This is a genomic window from Streptomyces albofaciens JCM 4342, from assembly GCF_008634025.1.
Lineage (GTDB): Bacteria > Actinomycetota > Actinomycetes > Streptomycetales > Streptomycetaceae > Streptomyces > Streptomyces albofaciens.
Map to the genome: position 1 here is coordinate 985,550 of NZ_PDCM01000002.1, position 21,312 is coordinate 1,006,861.

Here is a 21,312-nt window from a genome sequence, read left to right on the forward strand (position 1 = left end):
TGACCTTGGGAAACCATGCACATTCGCGACCTTCCCCATGCCGATCCGGGAGTCCCGGACGTCCGTTCCGGCGGCCGGCTGCTGCGGTGGCTGTACCGGCAGCAGCTCGGCGGCCAGACCAAAGCGCTGTGCTGGGGGCTGGTGCACACCGGCGGCGTGGCGGCCTTCCCCGTCCCGGTCGGTATCGCGGTGCAGGCCGTGGTGGACCGCTCCGGCTCCCGGCTGCTGCTCGCGGGCGGCCTGTTGCTGCTGCTCGGCGGCCTGGTGGCGGTCGGCGACGTGATGCTGCACCGGGCCGCGATCACCAACTGGATCACGTCCGTGGCCCGCATCCAGCAGCTGCTGGCGCGCAAGACCACCGAACTGGGCGCCACCATGACCCGGCGGGTCGCCGCCGGAGAAGTGGTGGCGGTCTCCACGGGCGACCTGGAGAAAATCGGATGGTTCGTCGAGGCGGTCTCGCGTTTCGGAGCCGCGGCGCTGACCTCCGTCGGCGTCAGTGTGGCGCTGGTGGTCTACCAGCCCGCGCTGGGCGTGGTGGTGGCCGCCGGCGTGCCCGTACTGGCACTGGCCGTCCTGCCGTTGCTGCCGCCCGCCGCCCGCCGCGCCGACGAGCAGCGCGAGAAGGCGGGCCGGGCCACCGAACTGGCCTCCGACACCGTCGCCGGCCTGCGCGTCCTGCGTGGCATCGGCGGCGAGGAACTCTTCCTCGGCCGCTACCGGCGCGCTTCCCAGGACGTCCGCCGGGCCGCCGTGCGCAGCGCCCGCATGTGGTCCACGATCTCCGCCGTACAGGTCCTCCTCCCGGGGCTCCTGCTGATCGCGGTGGTCTGGTACGGCACCGGGCTCGCCCTCGACGGCCGGGTGCGGGTCGGTGAACTGGTCACCGTCTACAGCGCGGTCACCTTCCTGCTGTACCCGCTGAGGCACTTCGAAGAGATCGCCATGGCGTATGCGTTCTCCCGGCCGTCGGCCAAGCGCGCCGCCCGCGTGCTGGCGCTGCGCCGGCCCGCCGACGGGCGGATCGCCGCGCCCGGCACGCTCGGCGGCGACCTGGTCGACCCGGCCAGCGGGGTGCGCGCACCGGCCGGACGGCTGACCGCCGTGGTGTGCGGCGACCCGGACGCGGCCGGGCGGCTCGCCGACCGGCTCGGCGGCCACCCCGCCGACGCGCCCGAGGGCACGCCGTCGGTCCTGCTCGGCGGTACGCCGCTGGACGACGTGCCGCGCGAGGCCGCCCGCACCGCCGTACTCGTCCAGGACAAGGACCCGGTCCTGCTCTCCGGGACGCTCGGCGAGCTGCTGGACATCCCGGCGTCCGGGTCCGTACGGGCCGAGGAGGCGCTGGCGGCGGCGCAGTGCGGCGACGTGCTGGCCGCGCTGGCACAGGGCTCGGCCGACGGCTCCGGCGACCCGATGGCCAGTCACATCACCGAGCGCGGCCGGTCGCTGTCCGGCGGCCAGCGGCAGCGGCTGGCGCTGGCCAGGTCGCTGGTCGCGGACCCCGAGGTGCTGGTCCTGGACGAGCCGACCAGCGCCGTCGACTCGCACACCGAGGCCCGGATCGCGGACGGGCTGCGCGCCCTGCGCACGGGCCGTACGACGGTGGTCTTGACCTCCAGCCCGCTGCTGCTGGACCGCGCCGATCACGTGGTCCTCCTCGACGAGGGCCGGGTGGCCGGCACCGGCACCCACCGTGAACTCCTGCGCGGCAGCGCGGCGTACCGCGCCGTGGTCACCCGCGAGACCGACGAGGACGACGGGCCGAAGGCCGCCTCCCTGGCGGGCCGGGCCGCGTCCGGCGGGCACTTCGCCCGTACCGGCACCGACCAGATCGAGGAGACCGCATGATCGGCCTGGCGCCACCGGAGCACGATCCGGACGCCCCGCGGACGGCCGCCACCCTGCCGGTCGGCTCGCCCGCGACCGTACGCGCCTACGTGGGCGGGCTGGTCCGCCGGCACCGCCGGGCCTTCGTCCTGCTGGTGACCGTCAACGCGGTCGCCGTCCTGGCCTCCATGGCCGGACCGTTCCTGCTGGGGAATGTCGTGGAGGACCTGGGCAACGGCGTGCGCGACCTCCACCTGGAGTGGACGGTCGGGATGTTCGTCCTCGCGCTGGCCGTCCAAACCCTGTTCGTCCGCCTGGTACGGCTGCGCGGCGCGGTACTCGGCGAACAGATGCTGGCGGACCTGCGCGAGGACTTCCTCGTACGGTCCGTCGCGCTGCCGCCGGGCGTGCTGGAGCGGGCCGGGACCGGCGATCTGCTGTCCCGTATCACCACCGACATCGACCGGCTGTCGGAGGCGATGCGGGAGGCCGTGCCGCAGCTGGCGATCGGCGTGGTCTGGATCGCGCTGCTGCTCGGCGGGATGACCGTCACCGCGCCGCCGCTGGCCCTGTCCGTGCTGATCGCGCTGCCCGTGCTGCTCGTCGGCTGCCGCTGGTACTTCAAGCGCGCCCCGCACGCCTACCGCTCGGAGGCGGCCGGGTACGCGGCGGTCTCGGCCGCGCTGACCGAGTCGGTGGACGCGGGGCGCACCATCGAGGCGCACCGGCTGGGCGGGCGCCGCGTCCGGCTCTCCGAACGCCGCATCCGCGAATGGACCCAGTGGGAGCGCTACACCCTCTACCTGCGCTCGGTGCTCTTCCCGGTCGTCAATGTGACGCATGTGCTGATCCTGGGCGGGGTGCTGCTGCTCGGCGGTCTGTTCGTGCTGCGCGGCTGGCTCACGCCGGGACAGCTGACGACGGGGGCGCTGCTCGCGCAGATGATGAGCGAGCCCGTGTCGATCATTCTGCGCTGGTACGACGAGCTCCAGGTGGCCCAGGTCTCCATCGCGCGGCTGGTGGGCGTACGGGAGATCGAGCCGGACGCCGCCGACGAGCGGGCCGAGCCCGACGGCCGGGACGTGCGGGCGGACGAGGTGCGCTTCGGCTACCGGGCGGGCGTGGACGTGCTGCACGAGGTGTCGCTGCGGGTGCGGCCCGGCACGCGCATGGCGCTGGTCGGCCCGTCCGGGGCGGGCAAGTCGACGCTCGGGCGGCTGCTCGCCGGGATCTACGCGCCGCGCACCGGGGAGATCACGCTCGGTGGCGCGGAGCTGTCCCGGATGCCGGCGGAGCGGGTGCGCGCGCACGTCGCGCTGGTCAACCAGGAGCACCACGTCTTCGTGGGCTCGCTGCGCGACAACCTGCTGCTGGCCCGTACGGATGCCGAGGACGCGGAGCTGTGGGCCGCGCTCGGCGCGGTGGACGCGGACGACTGGGCACGGGCCCTGGAAGCGGGCCTGGACACCGAGGTCGGCTCGGGCGGCCACGCCCTCACCCCGGCCCAGGCCCAGCAGATCGCGCTGGCCCGGCTGGTCCTGGCCGACCCGCACACCCTCGTGCTGGACGAGGCGACCTCCCTGCTGGACCCCCGCGCGGCCCGGCACCTGGAGCGCTCGCTGGGCCGGGTGCTGGACGGCCGTACGGTCGTGGCCATCGCCCACCGGCTGCACACGGCCCACGACGCGGACGTGATCGCGGTGGTCGAGGACGGCCGGATCAGCGAACTCGGCAGCCATCAGGAACTGGTCGCGGCGGACGGGGCTTATGCGGCGTTGTGGCGGTCCTGGCACGGGTAGGGGGACGTGGCAGGGCGGGGTCCGGTCCGGCCCCGCCCGGCCGCGGCGCCCGAAGGGCGGCCCCGCTATCCGAGGTACCCCAGCGCCCCCAGCCCGCCGATCCCGCCCAGCAGCATGAACACGGGCATCAGGACCTTGATCTCCACCCAGCTCCCGGCCCGGAAGCGCATGCCCTTCGGCGGGCCCACCGGGTACCAGCGCTTGCGGCCGATCGGGATGGGCCACAGGACCGGGCAGCCGGAGACGGTCAGCGCGTCCCCGATGTCGTGGACCAGCGCGCCCAGGACGATCGGCAGGCCCAGCCACAGGTACTCCTGGCCGGGGTCGGTGAACAGCCAGTTCGCGCCGTTGCCCGGCTCGTCCAGGACGCCGGCGAGGATCCAGGCCGTCGCGGCGCCCAGCAGCCACACCAGGACGTCGCTGGAGACCCGGGCCGCCCGCCACAGCAGGCCTTCGATCGCGAGCACCATGTGGACGAAGAGGATGCCGAGCACCGCCCAGCGCCCGCCCTGCACCGCGAGGAGTGACATGCCGCCGCCGACCAGGACCGCCCACACCCACGTATGGGTGAGGGTGCGGTGGCCGCCGGAGCGGTGGGCGTCGCCGCGCATCTTGGTGGCCTTGTAGACGGCGTGCGACAGGGCGTCGACCACGCCGCACAGCGACCGCGAGAGCGGCCCGAAGGCGCGCGATATCGTCGCCGACTTGTGGTCCAGGTCGGGGGCCAGCGCAGCGCCGGCGCAGATCAGCGCGCCGACGACCAGGACCGGCCAGGGCATCGGATACCCCGCGGCCGCCGTCGCCGCACCCACCCCCAGCCAGGCCGCGGCCCCGGACAGCGAGTGCGCCGGTCCCATCATCGTCGTTCCCCATCCCGGATTGACTGGACACCGGGCCCGGCGTCCGTCGAGGGGCAGCGGGCCCGCGGCCCGGATTCCTGACGCCGGGCCGGCGACACAGCGTAGCCTTTGTTGATCTAGGTCCGACCCGCCGGTTGTCGGATCCGGACCCGGCCAAGGCAGTATGGGGGCGTGACCCTCATCGATCATCTCCCGAACGACGCCGACCCCGATGCCCTCTTCGAAGCCTTTTCGAGCTGGGCCGAACAGCAGGGCATCGCGCTCTACCCTGCTCAGGAGGAGGCGCTGATCGAGGTGGTCTCGGGGGCGAACGTCATCCTGTCCACCCCCACCGGATCGGGAAAGAGCCTGGTCGCGGCGGGTGCGCACTTCACCGCGCTGGCCCGTGACGAGGTCACCTTCTACACCGCGCCGATCAAGGCGCTGGTGTCGGAGAAGTTCTTCGACCTGTGCAAGCTCTTCGGTACGGAGAACGTCGGCATGCTCACCGGCGACGCCTCCGTGAACGCGGACGCGCCGGTGATCTGCTGCACGGCCGAGGTGCTGGCCTCCATAGCGCTGCGGGACGGCAAGGACGCCGACATCGGCCAGGTCGTCATGGACGAGTTCCACTTCTACGCCGAGCCGGACCGCGGCTGGGCCTGGCAGATCCCGCTGCTGGAACTGCCGCAGGCGCAGTTCGTACTGATGTCGGCAACGCTGGGTGACATGTCCCGTTTCGAGGAGGATCTGACCCGGCGCACCGGCCGGCCGACGGCGGTCGTACGGTCCGCGACCCGGCCCGTACCGCTGTCGTACGAATACCGGGCGACCCCGCTGACGGAGACCCTGACCGAGCTGCTGGAGACCCGGCAGGCCCCGGTCTACATCGTGCACTTCACCCAGGCCGCGGCGGTGGAGCGGGCGCAGGCACTGATGAGCATCAACATGTGCACCCGCGCCGAGAAGGACGAGATCGCGGCGCTGATCGGCAACTTCCGCTTCACGACCAAGTTCGGCCGCAACCTGTCCCGCTACGTCCGGCACGGGATCGGCGTCCACCACGCGGGCATGCTGCCCAAGTACCGGCGGCTCGTCGAGAAGCTCGCCCAGGCGGGCTTGCTGAAGGTCATCTGCGGCACGGACACGCTCGGGGTCGGCGTCAACGTCCCCATCCGTACGGTGCTGTTCACCGCGCTGACCAAGTACGACGGGACGCGGGTGCGCACCCTGCGGGCGCGGGAGTTCCACCAGATCGCGGGCCGCGCGGGGCGGGCCGGGTTCGACACCGCCGGGTTCGTCGTCGCGCAGGCGCCCGAACACGTCGTGGAGAACGAGAAGGCGCTGGCCAAGGCCGGCGACGACCCCAAGAAGCGCCGCAAGGTCGTGCGCAAGAAGGCGCCGGAGGGCTTCGTCAACTGGGGCCAGAACACCTTCGAGAAGCTGATCGCCTCCGAGCCGGAGCCGCTGACCTCACGGTTCCGGGTCACCCACGCGATGCTGCTGTCCGTGATCGCGCGGCCCGGCAACGCCTTCGAGGCGATGCGCAAGCTGCTGGAGGACAACCACGAGCCGCGCCGCAACCAGCTGCGGCACATCCGCCGCGCCATCGCGATCTACCGCTCGCTGCTGGACGGCGGGATCGTCGAGCGCCTCGACGAGCCGGACGGGGAGGGGCGGATCGTCCGCCTGACCGTCGACCTCCAGCAGGACTTCGCCCTCAACCAGCCGCTGTCCACGTTCGCGCTGGCCGCGTTCGACCTGCTCGACCCGGAGTCGCCCTCGTACGCGCTGGACATGGTCTCGGTGGTGGAGTCCACCCTGGACGACCCGCGGCAGATCCTCGCGGCCCAGCAGAACAAGGCCAAGGGCGAGGCGGTGGCCCAGATGAAGGCCGACGGCGTCGAGTACGAGGAGCGCATGGAGCGCCTCATGGACGTCGAGTACCCGAAGCCGCTGGAAGAGCTGCTGCTGCACGCGTACAACCTCTACCGCAAGAGCCACCCCTGGGTCGGCGACCACCCGGTGTCGCCGAAGTCGGTCATCCGCGACATGTACGAGCGGGCGATGACCTTCACCGAGTTCACCTCGTTCTACGAGCTGGCGCGCACCGAGGGCATCGTCCTGCGCTACCTGGCGAGCGCGTACAAGGCGCTGGACCACACCGTGCCGGACGACCTGAAGTCCGAGGACTTCGAGGACATCGTCGCCTGGCTGGGCGAGATGGTCCGCCAGGTGGACTCCAGCCTGCTGGACGAGTGGGAGCAGCTGGCCAACCCCGAGGAGGAGACGGCCGAGGAGGCCATGGAGCACGCGGACGAGGTCAAGCCGGTCACCACGAACGTGCGCGCCTTCCGGGTGCTGGTCCGCAACGCCCTCTTCCGGCGGGTCGAGCTGGCGGCGCTGGACCAGGTCGAGGAGCTGGGCGAGATGGACGCCGAGTCCGGCTGGGACGCGGACGCGTGGGGCGAGGCCATGGACGCGTACTGGGACGAGTACGACGACCTGGGCACCGGTCCGGATGCGCGCGGCCCCAAGCTGTTGCAGATTCAGGAGGAGCCCGAGCACGGGCTGTGGAAGGTGCGGCAGACGTTCGCCGACCCCAACGGCGACCACGACTGGGGCATCTCCGCGGAGGTGGACCTGGCGGCCTCCGACGAGGAGGGGCGCGCGGTGGTGCGCGTCACCGATGTGGGGCAGCTCTGAGCTGGCGGAACACCTGACGGAGGACATACGGTCATGACCAACCCCGCCGAGCGCCTGGTGGATCTGCTGGACCTGGAGCAGATCGAGGTGAACATCTTCCGCGGCCGCAGCCCGCGGGAAAGCCTCCAGCGCGTCTTCGGCGGGCAGGTGGCCGGGCAGGCGCTGGTCGCGGCCGGGCGGACCACGGAGGGCGACCGGCCCGTGCACTCGCTGCACGCGTACTTCCTGCGCCCCGGACGGCCCGGGGTGCCGATCGTGTACCAGGTCGAGCGGGTGCGGGACGGCCGGTCGTTCACCACCCGCCGGGTCGTCGCCGTCCAGCAGGGACGCACGATCTTCAACCTGACCGCCTCCTTCCACCGGCCCGAACCGGGCGTCGAGCACCAGCTGCCGATGCGCCGCGAGGTGCCGCCCCCGGAGGAACTGCCGACCGTCGCGGACGAGGTGCGCGGCCACCTGGGCGGGCTGCCCGAGGCGCTGGACCGGATGGCCCGCCGTATGCCGTTCGACATCCGCTATGTCGACCGGCTGCGCTGGACGCCGGAGGAGATCGAGGGCGCGGAGCCGCGCAGCGCGGTGTGGATGCGGGCGGTCGGGCCGCTGGGCGACGACCCGCTGGTCCACACGTGCGCGCTGACCTACGCGAGTGACATGACCCTGCTGGACGCCGTCCGCATCCCGATCGAGCCGCTGTGGGGCCCGCGCGGCTTCGACATGGCCTCCCTCGACCACGCCATGTGGTTCCACCGCCCGTTCCGCGCCGACGAGTGGTTCCTCTACGACCAGGAGTCCCCGATCGCCACCGGGGGCCGCGGCCTGGCCCGCGGCCGCATCTACGACCGCAAGGGCGACCTCCTCGTCTCCGTCGTCCAGGAGGGCCTGCTCCGCCCCCACACCAACGCGCCGAGCCTGGAGCGGCCGTATGCGGAGGGGGCGGACGGATGAGGCGCTTCGGGCGGGCGTTCGACGGCGACGGTCAGCGGTGGTCACCAGTGGGTTCAGCGGTGGTCACCAGCCGGTGAGGTCGACCACGCGGGAACAGTGCGGGTCGTCGGTGTCGGTCTTTGTGAGCCGCTGTTCGTCGAGCAGTGACGGCAGGGCCGCCAGCAGCGCGGTGAGGGCGCCACCGGGACGTACGTCGGCGGCTGTCGTCCCGGGGAGATCCGGTTCGGTCCCGAAATAGAGCCGGAGCCGGTCCGGGGCCAGGAACAGAAAGCCGCACAAGCGCGCCGGCGGGTATTCCTCGGTGGACGGGGAGGCGAGACAGCGCAGGAGCGTGAAAGCCCAGTCGTCGTCGGTGAAGGGGGCCGGCGTCACGGTCGCGGGGTCCACGGTGAACAGGGTCATTCCCATGACGGTGCCGACCTTGTCGCGGGGATAGATGTGGGTTCCCGTATGAACAGCGCGCAAGAGGGCAGCGACATCGTGCGGGGTGCGCGGTTCATCGCCCGCGCGCAGGGGGATTTCATAGGCGGTGAGCCGGTCGGGCGCGAACTCGCCTTTGTCGCCGAGGACGACGCGCACGGCATCCGTGGCGGGGGGTGCCGGGAGGACGCCCCGTACATGCTGGTCCTCGACGAGAGGCGCGTAAACGTGGTGGAGCAGCAGGTCCGTGACGTCGGCCTGCTGCTCCACCATCTCTTCATGGTCGTACGTCACTGATTGACCCAGTTCGGGCACTTCTGCATGCCCTTGCAGTATGCGGTGATCACACCGATCGTATTCCCCTTCCCGGCGTCGTAACGCTTGTCATCCGTCTTCCGCGCGTAGCGGGCCTTGACGATGATGGTCACCCGTCCGTACTGGCGGTTCGAGGCGATGCCCTCGTATTGCAGGTTGGCCCCGTTCTTCTTGTCGACCTTGCCGCCGATCGGAATGTTCAGCAGGTCGCACTTGCGGATGTTGTGCCGACCGGTGAAGTGGTTCCAGCCCAGCTCCGCGTTGCCGATGCGCGTCGGTATCTCCCGGCCGTCGGGGTCGACCGCGCTGCACCTTTCCTTCTTGTTCCACCATGGTGCCGCGTTCGCGGGCGCAGCGGCTCCGGCGACGAGGACCGTTGCTGCCGCGACGGGCGACAGAAGCGCCGTGATCTTCTTCATGACCTGACTGTGGCATGCCACACCCGCGGAATGCCACGCTCTCCCTGTCAGCAAATAACAAGGCTTCATGGGGCATTTCGTGGGCATGTCGTGCGGCATTTCGCAGGGCATTGTGTTGAGCGTCACTGTGGGGGTGGTTATCCGTGCCGCGGGTTCAGGCGCACGCAGCCGGTGCCCGCAGGCAGGGTGACTCACAGAAGGGACCACCAGGCGGCCTCTTCACCGAAAGGACGACTGTAAACAGCGGCACGTGGTCGAGTGCGGGATCAACCGCCTCAAGACATACCGCGACGTCGCCACGCGATACGACAAGCCGGCGTTCCGCTAGGAAGCGGCCGTCCTCATCGCCGCCATCAACGAGTGGCTGATCAGCGCTTCCCCTGACGCCGTCCTACGCGACCCTGACCACGTACTTGCCCTGGACGCCGCCCGCCTCCAGCGCCCGGTGTGCCGCTGCTGTCTCCTCCAGAGGGAAGACGGTGTCCACCGCGGGGCTCAGCTTGCCCTCGACCACATGGCGGGCGAGGTCGTCGAAGTCCGCCCGCGTGGGGTTGCCGCTGAAGAAGCGCACCCGGCCGTGTCCGTGGACCGTGCCGGCCGCGAGGTAGCCGAGCGACGCTACGGGCCGTTTCGGGTCGAAGGCGATGGTGACCATGCGCCCGCCGGGATTCAGGAGGCGCCGGAAGGCCCGCAGGTCGGTCCCCGCGGTGTCCAGGACCACGTCGAAGCGGCCCAGTCGAGCCGGCGGCACGGACCGGTGGTCGACGGCTTCGTGCGCGCCGAGCCCGCGGACGAAGTCGAGGTTGGCTGCGCGGGCGAGGGCCGTGACCTCGGCGCCGTACGCCCGTCCGAGCTGGACGGCGGCGTTGCCGACACCGCCCGCCGCGCCCCGGACGAGGAGTCGTTCCCCGGGACGCAGCCCGGCTTTGTCCCGCAGCGCGGTGATGGCCGTGGTGGCCACCGGTAGCGCGGCGGCGTCCACCGGGTCGAGCCCGTCGGGGAGCCGGCCGACCCGCTCGGCGGGCACCGCCACGTACTCGGCGGCGCTGCCGAAGCCGGAGGTGCGGCCCAAGATGCCCCATACGGGGTCGCCGGCCGCGAGCCGTGTGACTCCGGCACCCAGTGCGGCGACCTCGCCGGTGAAGTCCAAGCCGACGCGCTTGGGGAATCTCCGGCCGCTCAGGAGGCGGAACCGGCCGGCGCGGACTGTCAGTTCACCGCCGTTGACGCTGAACGCCCGCACTTTCACAAGGATCTCGCCGGGGGCCGGCTCGGGGCGTGGCAGGCGGCCCACGTAGAGCACATCGGGGCCGCCGTAGCGGTCGTAGAGCACTGCCTTCATCATGCGGTCGTTCACCGTTCCGCCTTTGCCGCCGGGGCCGTACAGGGATCTGGCACCGACCGTAAGCTCTTGAACGGACGCGATCGTCCGATTGGACCGGAAGCGAGAGACAGTGATGGCGGAATCGTCTCGGATCACAACCCGGGACCGGGTGCGGGCGGACGCCCGGCGCAACCGGGAGCGCGTCCTCGTCGCCGCCCGTGCGGTCTTCGCGGAGCACGGGATCGACGCCCCGATGGCGACCGTGGCCCGTCGGGCCGGGGTCGGCGTGGCGACGCTGTACCGGCATTTCCCGACCCGGGACGCTCTGGTGCGGGGCGCGTTCGCGCAGCAGATGGAGGCCTGTGAGCGGGCGCTCACCGAGGCCCTGGCCGACCCTGACCCGTGGCAGGGCTTCCAGCGGCTGGTCGAGACGGTCTGCGCTCTGCAACGGGAGGAACGCGGGTTCCCGGCCGCGTTCGCCGCGGCCTTCCCGGAAAGCACGTCCGAACACGCGCAGTCCCGGCGGCGAGCCGAGCGGGACTTCACGACCCTGGTACGCAGGGCCCAGGCGTCGGGCGCGCTGCGGGCGGACTTCCGCCCTTCCGACCTCGCCGTGGTCCTGCTGGCGCACTGTGGTCTGGTGACCGCCCTACCGGATGACGGTGCAGCGTCCCGGCGCCTGGTGGCCTACCTGCTCCAGTCGTTCCGCACCGACCCGGCCAACGAACCGCTGCCCCCGGCGACCGCGCTGTCACTGCGCAGCCTCCCGATGGCAACCGACAGCCCCCAGGGGCGGCGGCCCCGCAGAGCCTGACATGAGCGGTACCTGCCGCAGGGCATGCCCAGTCCGACAACTCCGCTTTCGCGACGGGTCCTACCCCTCATCGACCTCCTCAGCGGCGGCGTCATTGGCCCGGTCGATCTCGGCCATGTGCTCCTCCGCCCAGTTCCGCAGTACCGCGAGCGCGGCCTCCAGCGACAGCCCGAGTCCGGTGAGCCGGTAGAAGACCCGCGGCGGCACGGTCGGTTCGACCCGGCGCGACACCAGCCCGTCGCGGGTGAGGCTGCGCAGCGTCACGGACAGCATCTTCTGCGAGACGCCGGGCATCCGGCGTCTCAGCGCCGCGAAACGCACCTCGTCCGGTGCGGCATCGGCGAGCGCCTTGACGGCCATGGACGTCCACTTCGTGCCGATACGGTCCAGCAACTGCCGCGTCGGGCACTGAGGGTCGAACAGGTCGCCGCGCACCTCACGGCCGGTGGCCGGGGCCTCCCGGGCGCCCCGATTCCCTCGGGTGGTCACCTGTGGCTCACCACCTTTCTCGAAAGTGCCGCCTGGAAAGCGGGCGGGCGGTTACTTATCGTGTCGTGGTCACCAATGGTAACCATCCGAGGAGCTGTCATGCCCGTCACCACCGCACATCAACTGCGCCGCGTCACCACGAACGGCGTCCAACTCAACGTCGCCATCGCCGGGGACGGGCCCGCGGTGCTCCTGCTGCACGGCTTCCCGCACACCTGGCAACTCTGGAGCGGCATCATGGACCGGCTGGCCGGGCAGTACCGGGTCATCGCCCCGGACCTGCGGGGCTTCGGCGCCAGCACGCGTGCCGCCGAGGGTTACGACGCGGGCACCCTCGCCGCCGACGCCGAAGGACTGCTCGGCGCACTCGGCGAGCCTTCGGCGGCGGTGGTCGGCATCGACGCGGGCACCGCCCCCGCCGTCCTGCTCGCGCTGCGCCGGCCCGGCCTCGTCCGGCGCCTGGTCGTGATGGAGGGACTGCTCGGCCGCCTGCCCGGGGCCGAGCAGGTCTTCGCGGGCGGCGCCCCGTGGTGGTTCGGCTTCCATGCCGTCCCCGGCCTCGCCGAGACCGTCCTGGCCGGCAACGAGGCCCCGTACATCGACTGGTTCCTCGACGCGGGGACGCTGGGGCGAGGAGTACCCGACGACATCCGTGCGGCCTTCGTTCGCGCGTATACCGGGAGCGAGGCCCTGCGCTGCGCGTTCTCCTACTACCGGGCCCTGCCCATCAGCGCGCAGCAGATCCAGGACGCCGTCGCGACGGCTCGGCTGACCATGCCCACCATGGCCATCGGCTCGCACCCGATCGGCACCGGGCTCGAACGCCAGCTCCGTCCCCTCGCGGACGACCTGGTCGGACACCACCTCCAGGACTGCGGCCACATCATCCCTCTCGACCGCCCCGACGCATTGTTCGCGCTCCTCGCCCCCTTCCTCTCCGCCGATCTGCATCGATGACAGTGACGAGACGCGACGCTCGTAGCACCAACGGCCGTGCGGGCCTCGGATGGCACCCGGCCGGGCCGACCCCCGCCGCCCGGCCTTCGGGTGTTCGGCGGCTCGCCAGGCAGCCTCGCACGTCAGGCCCGCGGCCTATCGCCTGCTCATGACGTCCATGAATCTTGTCGCGTTCGACATCTCCGCTACCCGTCGGGCTCGATCCGGAAGGGTGACGCTGTGCGGGATGTCTGGATCGGAGCCGACGCCGGGGCGGTCGGGCGGAGGGGTGCGGGCGGGGTCGCGGAGGTTCGGATGTGGGTGGGGGTGAGGCGCGGGCCCGGAAGGGTGGCGGGCCTCGTCGGGTGACGCAGGCGGTTCGCGGCTGGTTGGTGGCGGCGAGCCTGGTCCAGGGCACGCGTGAGGTTCACGCGATACCAGAGGACCTCGTCGAACTCCGCCGCCACGGTCGCCCACTCCACCGCCTGCTGCGCCGTCGGGCTGATCGCGGGCGGGGCCAGGGACGGGCGGAGGCGGCGGAGCACGGAGCGTTCCATGGGGTCTTCGGCGATCGAGGCCAACTCCTCCGGCGGCAGGACGGCGGCGATCACGGCGGCCGACTGCCAGCCGTCCGCCGCCCGGCCCATCAGCTGGGCGACCCGGCGGCTGCGCCACTTGCGGCCGCGCCAGTCCTGGCCGCCGTCGAGCATGACCCGCATCACCGCGGGGATGCGGCCCCGCAGCAGCTCCGGCTCGCGGTCGGCGAATTCCGTCAGCTCCGACGCCAGATAGAGCCAGACCACGACGCCGTAGCGGTTCACGTAGAAGCGGGCCGGGGCGAAGCAGCCCGCGCGGGCCAGTCGCAGGAATCGGCCCGGGCCGATGTCGAGCAGTCCGGCGGCTTCGGTCGCGCCGACCGTTCGCAGGCGCTCACGCAGCGTGTCGGGAAAGCCCTCCTCCGACCGCAGCCGTCGGACCTCCTCCACCGGCACCCGGCGCCGCCCCCACGGTCCGGTCGGGCCGGGCCGCGCCTCGGGATCGGGCGCGACCGTGGCGATCTCCCCCAGCTGCACCGCCAGCTCGAACTCGCCGCCGCGAAGCTCCAGTTCGCGAGCAGCCTGCCCCGGCGAGAGCGTCTCCCCCGCGCCCGGGAGTTCGTCCGCCGCGGCCAACCGCCGCCCGTCACACATCACCGTCATGGCACACTCCCCCGTCATCGTCCGTCACGGAATCCGGTGCGGATTCCCGCCGGTTCATTACCGACAGTGACGACGATAGCCGTGGGGTACGACAGTCCGTCAAGCCCCGGCTTCAGGGCTGTGGACAACCCTCCGGCCGGCGGGACGCGACCCCCAGGTGTTCCCCCACACGGTTGACCAACAGCGCCATTTCGTAAGCGATCTGTCCCATATCGGCCTCGGGACCCGCCAGCACACACAGGCAGCTGCCGGCCCCCGCCGCCGTCACGAACAGCACACCGTCCTCGAACTCGACCATCGTCTGCCGCACCCGCCCGGCCCCGAAGTGCCGTCCCGAACCCTTGGCGAGGCTGTGCAGGCCCGAGGCGACCGCCGCCAGGTGCTCGGCGTCCGCCCGCGCCAGCCGCTCGCTCGCGCTCGTCACGAGCCCGTCGTTGGACAGCACCAGGGCGTGCCGCACCTGGTCCACCCGCTCGGTCAGATCGTCCAGCAACCAGTCGAGCCCGCTGCTCGCCGCCATCCCGTTTCCTCCCCGTGTCCCCGTGGGCAACTGCCGTGCCAGCCTGGCCCACCGGTGCCGTCCCGGCAAGCATCCCGGCCCTGCAGCGCGGTTCGCGGGGCCTGTTCGCGCCGGATGGCGCAGGATGGCGGCATGGCACGCAAAATGAGCAAGGACGAGTGGCAGGGCTTCCTGTCCGAGGGCACCCGCACCGGCAAGCTCTCGACCGTACGGGCCGACGGCAGCCCGCACATCGCACCGGTGTGGTTCCTCCTGGACGGCGACGACCTCGTGTTCAACACCGGCGCCGACACGGTCAAGGGCCGCAATCTCGCCCGGGACGGCCGGGTCGCGCTCTGTGTGGACGACGACCGGCCGCCGTTCGGCTTCGTGATCGTGGAGGGCCGGGCCGAGACGAGCGACGACCTCCCCGAGGTGCGCGCCTGGGCGACCCGTATCGCGGCCCGTTACATGGGCCAGGAGCGCGCCGAGGAGTACGGGGCGCGCAACGGCGTCCCGGGGGAACTCCTGGTGCGGGTCCGGATCGGCAAGGTCGTGGCGGTCGCCGAGCTGGCCGACTGACGTTCCGGTCGCGCTGCGGCCGCGGCGCCGGGACGCGGCACCTCCTCACCCGACCGAGTCCAGCAGCCGGGCGGTGTACACCCGCCCGGCGTGTTCGACCAGCCGTATGAGCACTTCCTTGCCCGAGTCGCGGTCGCGCGCGTCGCACAGCACCACGGGGGTGCCGCGGTCCAGGTCGAGCGCCCGCGCCACCTCGCCGGCCCCGTACGCGCGGGTCCCGGCGAAACAGTTGACGGCCACCAGGAAGGGGATGGAGCGGTTCTCGAAGTAGTCCACGGCAGGGAAGCAGTCCTCCAGCCGGCGCGTGTCCGCGAGCACGACGGCACCCAGGGCGCCGCGCGCCAGGTCGTCCCACAGGAACCAGAAGCGGTCCTGTCCGGGCGTCCCGAAGAGGTACAGGGACAGCCCGGACCTGATGGTGATGCGGCCGAAGTCCATCGCCACCGTGGTGGTGGTCTTGCGCACCACGTCCCCGGCGTCGTCCAGCGCGGCGCCCGCCTCGCTGAGCAGTTCCTCCGTACGCAGCGGCCGAATCTCGCTCACGGCTCCCACGAGGGTCGTCTTGCCGACCCCGAAGCCGCCCGCCACCAGGATCTTCAGGGCCATGAAGGTGTCGTCCGGGGTGTTCGCGGACTCGTCGGCAGGCGGTAGGGATACGTCGTGGGCTTCGTCGCGCGACTCGAAAACCATGGCGAGGACCGTACTCCGTTCGCTACACAGCGTGGCGTGGAGTTGACAACTTCGTACGCTTCGGGGGCGAGCCCCGGCCACGTCCGGCCGGGCGCCTCCAGCGGGAAACCCGCGCCGCCCGCCGGTCGCCGCACCGGCGGGACGCGAGAAAGAAGGCTGATGATGTCCACCCATGAGGCCACCGGTACCGGCGAGGACATCGCGGCCGTCCCCGCCGCGGGCGACAACGAGGCCGGTCCCTGGCACAACGTCTGCCGGATCTGCCACCCGCGGGAGTCGCCCGTACGGCCGCTCGTCGCCATCTGCGGCGAGCCGCTGCTCGGCATCAGGGCCGCCCGTGACGCACCGCGGTGCGAGCTGTGCGACCACCTCACACCGCTGCACGTACAGGGACACCGGACGTGACGCCGCGCCGGGGCGGGGCGGCAGCAGGTCCGCTCGGCATCGGGTGTGATCCGATTTCACCCCGACAGCCGCACCCACCCTGCTAGTTTGATTAGCGAGTCTAACTAGACAGGCGAAGGGGCCGTATGTCTCAGCAGCAGTGGAACACCGTCGACGACTACTTCAACTCCCTGCTCGTCCCGTCCGACGACGCACTGGAGGCCGCGCTGCGCGACAGCGAGGCGGCCGGTCTGCCCCGGATCAACGTGACGCCCACCCAGGGCAAGCTGCTCCAGTTGCTCGCCCAGATACAGGGCGCCCGGCGCATCCTGGAGATCGGTACGCTCGGCGGCTACAGCACCATATGGCTGGGCCGCGCCCTGCCCGCCGACGGCCTTCTGATCTCCCTGGAGGCCAACGCCTCCTACGCCGACATCGCCCGCGTCAATCTGGCCCGCGCCGGGCTCGCGGAGCGTACCGAGATCCGCGTCGGCCCGGCACTGGACAGCCTCGCCCAGCTGGCCGCCGAGGACACCGAACCGTTCGACCTGGTCTTCATCGACGCGGACAAGGCCAACAACCCGCACTACCTGGAGCGGGTCCTCGGACTGACTCGCTCCGGCAGCCTGATCGTCGGCGACAACGTCGTACGCCACGGGGACGTCGCCGACGCCGGCAGCACCGACCCCTCGATCCGCGGAATCCGCCGCTTCCTGGAACTCATCGCCGAACACCCGAAACTGACCGCGACCGCCGTGCAGACCGTGGGCGCCAAGGGTTACGACGGCTTTTCCCTGGCCCGGGTGACCGGCTAGCCGGCCTTCACCGCAAGCTGATCCTGTTTCCGGCGGACACCTCGGCGCCGACGATGCCCGAACCGGCGTAGCGGATGTTGTTGCCCGTGGCCGTTCCGCCGGAGCAGGAGGTGAACCGTATGGCGGCGCCGTCGCCCCCCTGGCTGTATTTCACGACGTTTCCGGTGACCACACCCTCGTGGACGTATTGCAGCGCGATGCCGTTCGAGCTGGCCCAGTCGCGGATGATGTTCCCGGTCACGACGACGTTTTCCATGGGGGTGTCCGACATTCCGTAGACGCCTATGGTGGCGTACCGCGGCCCTTGTCCCGGCTGGTTCGTCAGGCCCATGTGGGTCAGGACGTTGTGCGCGACGATGATGTCCTCGGTCTGCGACCAGAACCATGACTGGTACTGCGCGGACGGGTCCACCTGTACCTGTATTCCGCTGTTGCAGTCCGCCATGATGTTGTTCGCGATGACCGCGTGGCGCCAGTTCTGGGCGCGTACCGCATAGTTCTTGGCGTTGGTGATGCGGTTGTTCACCACGCGGATGCCGTCGTGGAACCGGCCGGGGAACGTGGCCGTGTGCGTGCCCACCAGGGCTCCGAAGCCGTCCGCCGAGCAGCCGTCCACGACGATGTTGGTGCTGTGCGTCCCGTCGGGCGCCTCCTGCACCTCTATCGCCTCGGAGAAGAACCGTGTCGGTGTGGTGGCCTTGAAGCGGCGGAAGACGCAGTTGCGTGCCGTGCCGTTGCGGATCCCGTGGAACTCGATCGCGTGCCAGTCGGGGATGTTCTCCACCACCAGGTCCTCGTAGAGGATGTTCTCGGCGGAGCAGAAGGCGAACATGTCGAGGTGCCGCGCATTGTTGGCGCCGCCGTCCCACAGGCCGCCGCGGATGCTGATGTCGGACGCGCCGTTGTATCCGTCGTGCGAGAAACCGCCGCCCCAGAGCGTGTCGATGGTGGACGTGTCGCTGCGGAAGACATGGGCGCCATGGGCGACCACGGTCAGGTTTCCGGAATCCGGTACCAGCACTCCCGTCCCCCGTACCGCCGTTCCCGGACTGTGCATCCGATAGCGCCCCGGAGGAATCACCAGCGTTCCGCCGCCGGCGTCGCAGATGGTGGTCACCGCGTGCTGCAACAGAGGCGCCGCGTCGGCCAGGCCCTGGGGATCGGCACCGAAATGGTCGACGAAATTCCACTTCCCCGTGTCCGTCATGCCAAGCATGATTACGCCGGGCGGCCGGGAGCGTAAGACACCGAAAGGCAACGGTTGCCGCGCTGCTCCCCAGCCGTTCCCGGCACCACCGGCGGCCCGTGTCACCCGCGGCCCCTACAGTTCCGGTATGAGTGACGACACCGCCGGCCCGCCCGGGCACGCTGATCAGGTCCATGACGTGCGGGAGTTCTTCGGCCCCCGCGCGCACGACTGGGACGCGCGGTTTCCCGACGACGGGCCCGCCTATCAGGCCGGCGTCGCCGCGCTGGGACTGCGCGCGGGTGACCGGGTGCTGGACGCGGGCTGCGGGACGGGACGGGCGCTGCCCGCCCTGCGGGCCGCCGTGGGTGCGGGCGGTACGGTGCTGGGCGCCGACCTGACGCCCGAGATGCTGGAGGCCGCCGTGCGGGCCGGACGGGGACGGCTGGCGCCCCTCCTGCTCGCGGACGCGCACCGGCTGCCGCTGCCGGACGCCGCGCTCGACGCGGTCTTCGCCGCCGGGCTGCTGTCCCACCTGGGCGACGCCGGCACGGGCCTCGCCGAGCTGGCCAGGGTCGTACGGCCCGGAGGGCGGCTGGCGCTGTTCCACCCGGTCGGCCGCGCCGCGCTGGCGGCGCGGAAGGGGCGCCCGCTCACCCCCGACGACATACGGGCCGAGCCCCGTCTGCGGCCCCTGCTGGCGCGTACCGGGTGGGACCTGGTGCGGTACGTGGACGAGGACGCGTGCTACCTGGCCCTGGCCGTGCGCCGGGACACCTGAGCGGGCCGGCTCAGTGCGGCACGGGGCAGCCTCCCGTAGGGCGTCCCTGGGGGAAAGTGCCGAGGTCGGCGATGACGTAGCCGTTCGGGTAACCCTTGATCTCAGGGTTCTGGCGGGCGTAGTGCGGGCGGCGGCGCGGCGGGAGCAGGCGGACGGACTTGGCGCGCAGCCGCAGCGCGCCGCGCACCGCGGCGCGGACGGCGGGCCTGGGACGCTCGTACCGGAAGGCGTCCAGCAAGGTGTCGTCGAGCAGGGCCATGCTCGCGCCGCGCACCACCGGGGCCAGCGGGCCGTACCAGCCCGCCATCATGCCGAGCGTGGCGTCGGAGACGCGCCGCCCGCCCTCGTCCCAGCCGAAGTGCGCGTGCTCGTAGTCGTCCAGGCAGCGCTCGAACTCCTGGAAGTTCTGCGGAATGCCGGTGATGCCCATGTGGCGCCCGAGCGTGCGGTAGTAGACGGCCGTGGCGTGCTTCTCGTGCTCGCTCAGCCGCCGCCATCCGTACAGGTCCAGCCAGCGCTTCGGGGTCACCACGAAGGTGCAGAGGACATACCGCATGTCGTCGTTGGTGATGTCGTAACTGCGGTGCATCTGGTTGATGCGGCGGATCGCCGTACGGCCGTCCTCGGAGTCGAAGCCGTGCTCGATCACCGTGTCCAGGAGGAGCGCGGTGTCGTCGTAGCGTTTTTGCGTACGGTCGGTCAGCTCCGCGGTTTCGGCGAGCAGGCGGCCGATGGCGGGAACGGCGTAGGTGCGGTAGAGCGCCAGTTCCAGGGCGCGGGCGACGTCCCACGGGAATTCGTACGTCGTGGTGATGCGGTGGATGCGCAGGAAGTCCCGCTCCGGGTCCAGCCGCTGGATTTCCCTCAGCCAGTCATATCGCCGCACCGAGCACCCGCCCTTTCGTCGTCGAAGTTCCCATCGTAAGCGTCCGGTGCACACTGGAACGACCGGAACGGGCACCGGGAATGGGGGACACGATGACCGACTTCTTGCGCGGAATCTCCGATTTGTTCCGTGGTTTTCGGAACTTCTTCACCCGCGTCCGCGTCGCCGTACACCTGCCGGGCACGGACCCGCCCAGGGCACCCGGCACGATGCGGCGGTACAACATCTTCGAGGCCGCGGCGGCCCATGTGGCGGCGTGCGCGGAGGACGACGACGAACGCACCGCCGAGACGGCCGAGTGGGTCTCCCCCGAGGCGCTCGCCTTCGGCATCAACGAGCTGGCCTGCCGGGCGGTCATCGCGCTGGCCCGGGAGCGCAGCGAGTCACCGCAGACGGTGGCCCGGGACCTGCTCAACCTGCCGGTGGCCTGAGGGCCGCACGGTACGGCTGGTGACAACCGGCTCCGGGCCAACTAGGGTGCGCCGACGACTGATCGCATCGATCGGGCCGGCCACGGACCCGGCGCCCCGGCCCGGAAGAGGGCCGACGGCGACGTGCCCGGCCGGGCGGAGCGCATCGCATGGGGAGGCCCCGAGTGTCGACCGAGAGCGCCGGTACGTCCGCGGCAGGGTACCCGGGCGGGGCCGCGCCCCACAGCGCCGACGACGACCAGTTGCTGGTGCTGACGGCGGTGCTGCTCACGCCCGCGCGGTTCCCGGGCGTGCTGGGCGACGACTACCCCGAGGTGTGCGCCGGTCTCGGCCTGGAACCGTACGAGCAGGGCTACGGGCTCGTGCTCGGCCAGGACGGGCGGGGCGCGCGCTGGACGGTGGTGACGGACGACGTCTCGCTGGTCGCGTGCGCGATCGCGGCCTGGGACTGCGGGATGGAGTACGACCTGTCGCCGCACGAGGACAGTGTGGTGGAGGCGCTCCCCGGCTGGCCGCTCGCGCTCGCCGTCGCCGCGCCGGGCGTGCCGGCGCCGCACGATCCCGAACCGGAGGAAGGCGGTCCGGCCGTGCTCAGGCCGCCGGACGCCGGGCGGTGGGGTCCCGCGCAGCGGCGGCTCGGCGCGGACGAGATCGCGCTCCAGTGGGCGGCCTGGCGCGAACAGGTCGCGGACGGGGTCACGTTCGTCGAGGCGGGGACCCGGCCGCACGCCGGGGTGCAGCGGGCGCTGGCCGAGGCCCGTGCGTACGTGGCGGCTCCTCCGCCGCCGGGACGAATCCGCTCGGCCTTCGCGGCGGGTGAGGCCCGTACGCTGCGGGTGGACGGGCCCGGCTGGAGCATGGTGGCCCGTACCGACGACATCGCGTTCGTCCTGCTGGACGACCGGCCGGGCGAGGTCCTGCCCGTCGGGCGCGGGCCCGAACTGCCCGGACTGCTCCGGTCGCTGGAGGCGCTGGCGGTACGGCCGGCCTGAGACGGCACGGCACCGCCACCCGCGTGGGTCG

23 protein-coding genes are annotated in these 21,312 nt (G+C 71.7%); 13 read left to right on the top strand and 10 right to left on the bottom strand.

Annotated elements, in window-relative coordinates:
- Window positions 1-15: 15 nt before the first annotated feature.
- Both CP973_RS24695 and CP973_RS24700 read left to right on the top strand, forming a co-directional pair.
- Window positions 16-1,851 (top strand): ABC transporter transmembrane domain-containing protein, encoded by a 1,836-nt coding sequence (locus tag CP973_RS24695; RefSeq protein WP_150245287.1) that lies wholly within the window; start codon window positions 16-18, stop codon window positions 1,849-1,851.
- A complete protein-coding gene (locus CP973_RS24700) occupies window positions 1,848-3,629 on the top strand; it encodes an ABC transporter ATP-binding protein (protein ID WP_150245290.1) in 1,782 nt (593 codons plus the stop codon). Before CP973_RS24695 ends, CP973_RS24700 begins: the two co-directional genes overlap by 4 nt.
- Before the next feature lie 65 nt (window positions 3,630-3,694).
- Here CP973_RS24700 and CP973_RS24705 read toward each other — a convergent pair whose 3' ends face one another.
- Window positions 3,695-4,489: a metal-dependent hydrolase gene (locus CP973_RS24705; RefSeq protein WP_150245293.1), complete on the bottom strand. Its 795-nt coding sequence runs from the start codon at window positions 4,487-4,489 to the stop codon at window positions 3,695-3,697.
- Between the two features lie 171 nt (window positions 4,490-4,660).
- Here CP973_RS24705 and CP973_RS24710 point away from each other — a divergent pair, with 171 nt between their 5' ends.
- The gene (locus CP973_RS24710) at window positions 4,661-7,174 is read left to right on the top strand and encodes a DEAD/DEAH box helicase (RefSeq protein ID WP_150245296.1); all 2,514 of its coding nucleotides are present in this window, start codon (window positions 4,661-4,663) and stop codon (window positions 7,172-7,174) included.
- 33 nt (window positions 7,175-7,207) lie between these two features.
- Window positions 7,208-8,119: an acyl-CoA thioesterase gene (locus tag CP973_RS24715; RefSeq protein ID WP_150245298.1), complete on the top strand. Its 912-nt coding sequence runs from the start codon at window positions 7,208-7,210 to the stop codon at window positions 8,117-8,119.
- A gap of 63 nt (window positions 8,120-8,182) precedes the next feature.
- On the opposite strand, the gene CP973_RS40505 is transcribed toward CP973_RS24715, so the two are convergent.
- Window positions 8,183-8,521 (bottom strand): hypothetical protein, encoded by a 339-nt coding sequence (locus CP973_RS40505; RefSeq protein WP_208853292.1) that lies wholly within the window; start codon window positions 8,519-8,521, stop codon window positions 8,183-8,185.
- A gap of 48 nt (window positions 8,522-8,569) precedes the next feature.
- Here CP973_RS40505 and CP973_RS40510 point away from each other — a divergent pair, with 48 nt between their 5' ends.
- Window positions 8,570-8,836, top strand: coding sequence for a hypothetical protein (locus CP973_RS40510; protein WP_208853293.1), 267 nt, complete (start codon window positions 8,570-8,572; stop codon window positions 8,834-8,836).
- On the opposite strand, the gene CP973_RS24725 is transcribed toward CP973_RS40510, so the two are convergent.
- Together CP973_RS24725 and CP973_RS24735 are read right to left on the bottom strand one after the other, a co-directional pair.
- Window positions 8,830-9,273, bottom strand: a complete 444-nt coding sequence (locus CP973_RS24725) for a hypothetical protein (RefSeq protein ID WP_244409987.1) — start codon at window positions 9,271-9,273, stop codon at window positions 8,830-8,832. The two genes, CP973_RS40510 and CP973_RS24725, sit on opposite strands and share 7 nt — an antisense overlap.
- Before the next feature lie 391 nt (window positions 9,274-9,664).
- Entirely contained in the window at window positions 9,665-10,630 is a 966-nt protein-coding gene (locus CP973_RS24735; protein ID WP_150245300.1) for an NAD(P)-dependent alcohol dehydrogenase, read from the bottom strand.
- 100 nt (window positions 10,631-10,730) lie between these two features.
- On the opposite strand from CP973_RS24735, the gene CP973_RS24740 reads away from it, so the two are divergent.
- Entirely contained in the window at window positions 10,731-11,411 is a 681-nt protein-coding gene (locus tag CP973_RS24740) for a TetR/AcrR family transcriptional regulator (protein ID WP_150245303.1), read from the top strand.
- A 60-nt stretch (window positions 11,412-11,471) separates the two neighbouring features.
- Here the strand turns inward: CP973_RS24740 and CP973_RS24745 are convergent, their stop codons facing one another.
- The gene (locus CP973_RS24745; RefSeq protein ID WP_244409988.1) at window positions 11,472-11,900 is read right to left on the bottom strand and encodes a winged helix-turn-helix transcriptional regulator; all 429 of its coding nucleotides are present in this window, start codon (window positions 11,898-11,900) and stop codon (window positions 11,472-11,474) included.
- A gap of 99 nt (window positions 11,901-11,999) precedes the next feature.
- Here CP973_RS24745 and CP973_RS24750 point away from each other — a divergent pair, with 99 nt between their 5' ends.
- Window positions 12,000-12,857 (top strand): alpha/beta fold hydrolase, encoded by an 858-nt coding sequence (locus tag CP973_RS24750; RefSeq protein ID WP_150245306.1) that lies wholly within the window; start codon window positions 12,000-12,002, stop codon window positions 12,855-12,857.
- 185 nt (window positions 12,858-13,042) lie between these two features.
- Here CP973_RS24750 and CP973_RS24755 read toward each other — a convergent pair whose 3' ends face one another.
- Both CP973_RS24755 and CP973_RS24760 read right to left on the bottom strand, forming a co-directional pair.
- On the bottom strand, window positions 13,043-14,035 hold the full coding sequence (locus tag CP973_RS24755) for a DUF6397 family protein (protein WP_208853294.1): 993 nt from the start codon (window positions 14,033-14,035) through the stop codon (window positions 13,043-13,045).
- Window positions 14,036-14,147: 112 nt separating this feature from the next.
- Window positions 14,148-14,555 carry a roadblock/LC7 domain-containing protein gene (locus tag CP973_RS24760; protein ID WP_150245309.1) on the bottom strand — a complete coding sequence of 136 codons (408 nt, stop codon included), beginning with the start codon at window positions 14,553-14,555 and terminating at the stop codon, window positions 14,148-14,150.
- Between the two features lie 132 nt (window positions 14,556-14,687).
- On the opposite strand from CP973_RS24760, the gene CP973_RS24765 reads away from it, so the two are divergent.
- A complete protein-coding gene (locus tag CP973_RS24765; protein WP_150245312.1) occupies window positions 14,688-15,116 on the top strand; it encodes a PPOX class F420-dependent oxidoreductase in 429 nt (142 codons plus the stop codon).
- Window positions 15,117-15,161: 45 nt separating this feature from the next.
- Here the strand turns inward: CP973_RS24765 and CP973_RS24770 are convergent, their stop codons facing one another.
- The gene (locus CP973_RS24770) at window positions 15,162-15,722 is read right to left on the bottom strand and encodes a GTP-binding protein (protein ID WP_150250198.1); all 561 of its coding nucleotides are present in this window, start codon (window positions 15,720-15,722) and stop codon (window positions 15,162-15,164) included.
- Window positions 15,723-15,968: 246 nt separating this feature from the next.
- Between CP973_RS24770 and CP973_RS24775 the strand changes: the two genes are divergently transcribed.
- Window positions 15,969-16,211, top strand: coding sequence for a hypothetical protein (locus tag CP973_RS24775; protein WP_150245315.1), 243 nt, complete (start codon window positions 15,969-15,971; stop codon window positions 16,209-16,211).
- Between the two features lie 125 nt (window positions 16,212-16,336).
- Complete coding sequence (locus CP973_RS24780) at window positions 16,337-17,005, top strand: O-methyltransferase (protein ID WP_150245318.1); 669 nt, start codon at window positions 16,337-16,339, stop codon at window positions 17,003-17,005.
- A 7-nt stretch (window positions 17,006-17,012) separates the two neighbouring features.
- Here CP973_RS24780 and CP973_RS24785 read toward each other — a convergent pair whose 3' ends face one another.
- Window positions 17,013-18,212 (bottom strand): NosD domain-containing protein, encoded by a 1,200-nt coding sequence (locus CP973_RS24785; protein ID WP_150245322.1) that lies wholly within the window; start codon window positions 18,210-18,212, stop codon window positions 17,013-17,015.
- Window positions 18,213-18,339: 127 nt separating this feature from the next.
- Between CP973_RS24785 and CP973_RS24790 the strand changes: the two genes are divergently transcribed.
- Window positions 18,340-18,972: a class I SAM-dependent methyltransferase gene (locus tag CP973_RS24790; protein WP_150245325.1), complete on the top strand. Its 633-nt coding sequence runs from the start codon at window positions 18,340-18,342 to the stop codon at window positions 18,970-18,972.
- Between the two features lie 10 nt (window positions 18,973-18,982).
- Here the strand turns inward: CP973_RS24790 and CP973_RS24795 are convergent, their stop codons facing one another.
- Entirely contained in the window at window positions 18,983-19,858 is an 876-nt protein-coding gene (locus CP973_RS24795) for an oxygenase MpaB family protein (protein ID WP_150245328.1), read from the bottom strand.
- A 92-nt stretch (window positions 19,859-19,950) separates the two neighbouring features.
- Between CP973_RS24795 and CP973_RS24800 the strand changes: the two genes are divergently transcribed.
- Together CP973_RS24800 and CP973_RS24805 are read left to right on the top strand one after the other, a co-directional pair.
- Window positions 19,951-20,289 (top strand): hypothetical protein, encoded by a 339-nt coding sequence (locus CP973_RS24800; protein ID WP_150245331.1) that lies wholly within the window; start codon window positions 19,951-19,953, stop codon window positions 20,287-20,289.
- 164 nt (window positions 20,290-20,453) lie between these two features.
- Window positions 20,454-21,281, top strand: coding sequence for a hypothetical protein (locus CP973_RS24805; RefSeq protein WP_150245333.1), 828 nt, complete (start codon window positions 20,454-20,456; stop codon window positions 21,279-21,281).
- The last annotated feature ends 31 nt before the right edge of the window (window positions 21,282-21,312 follow it).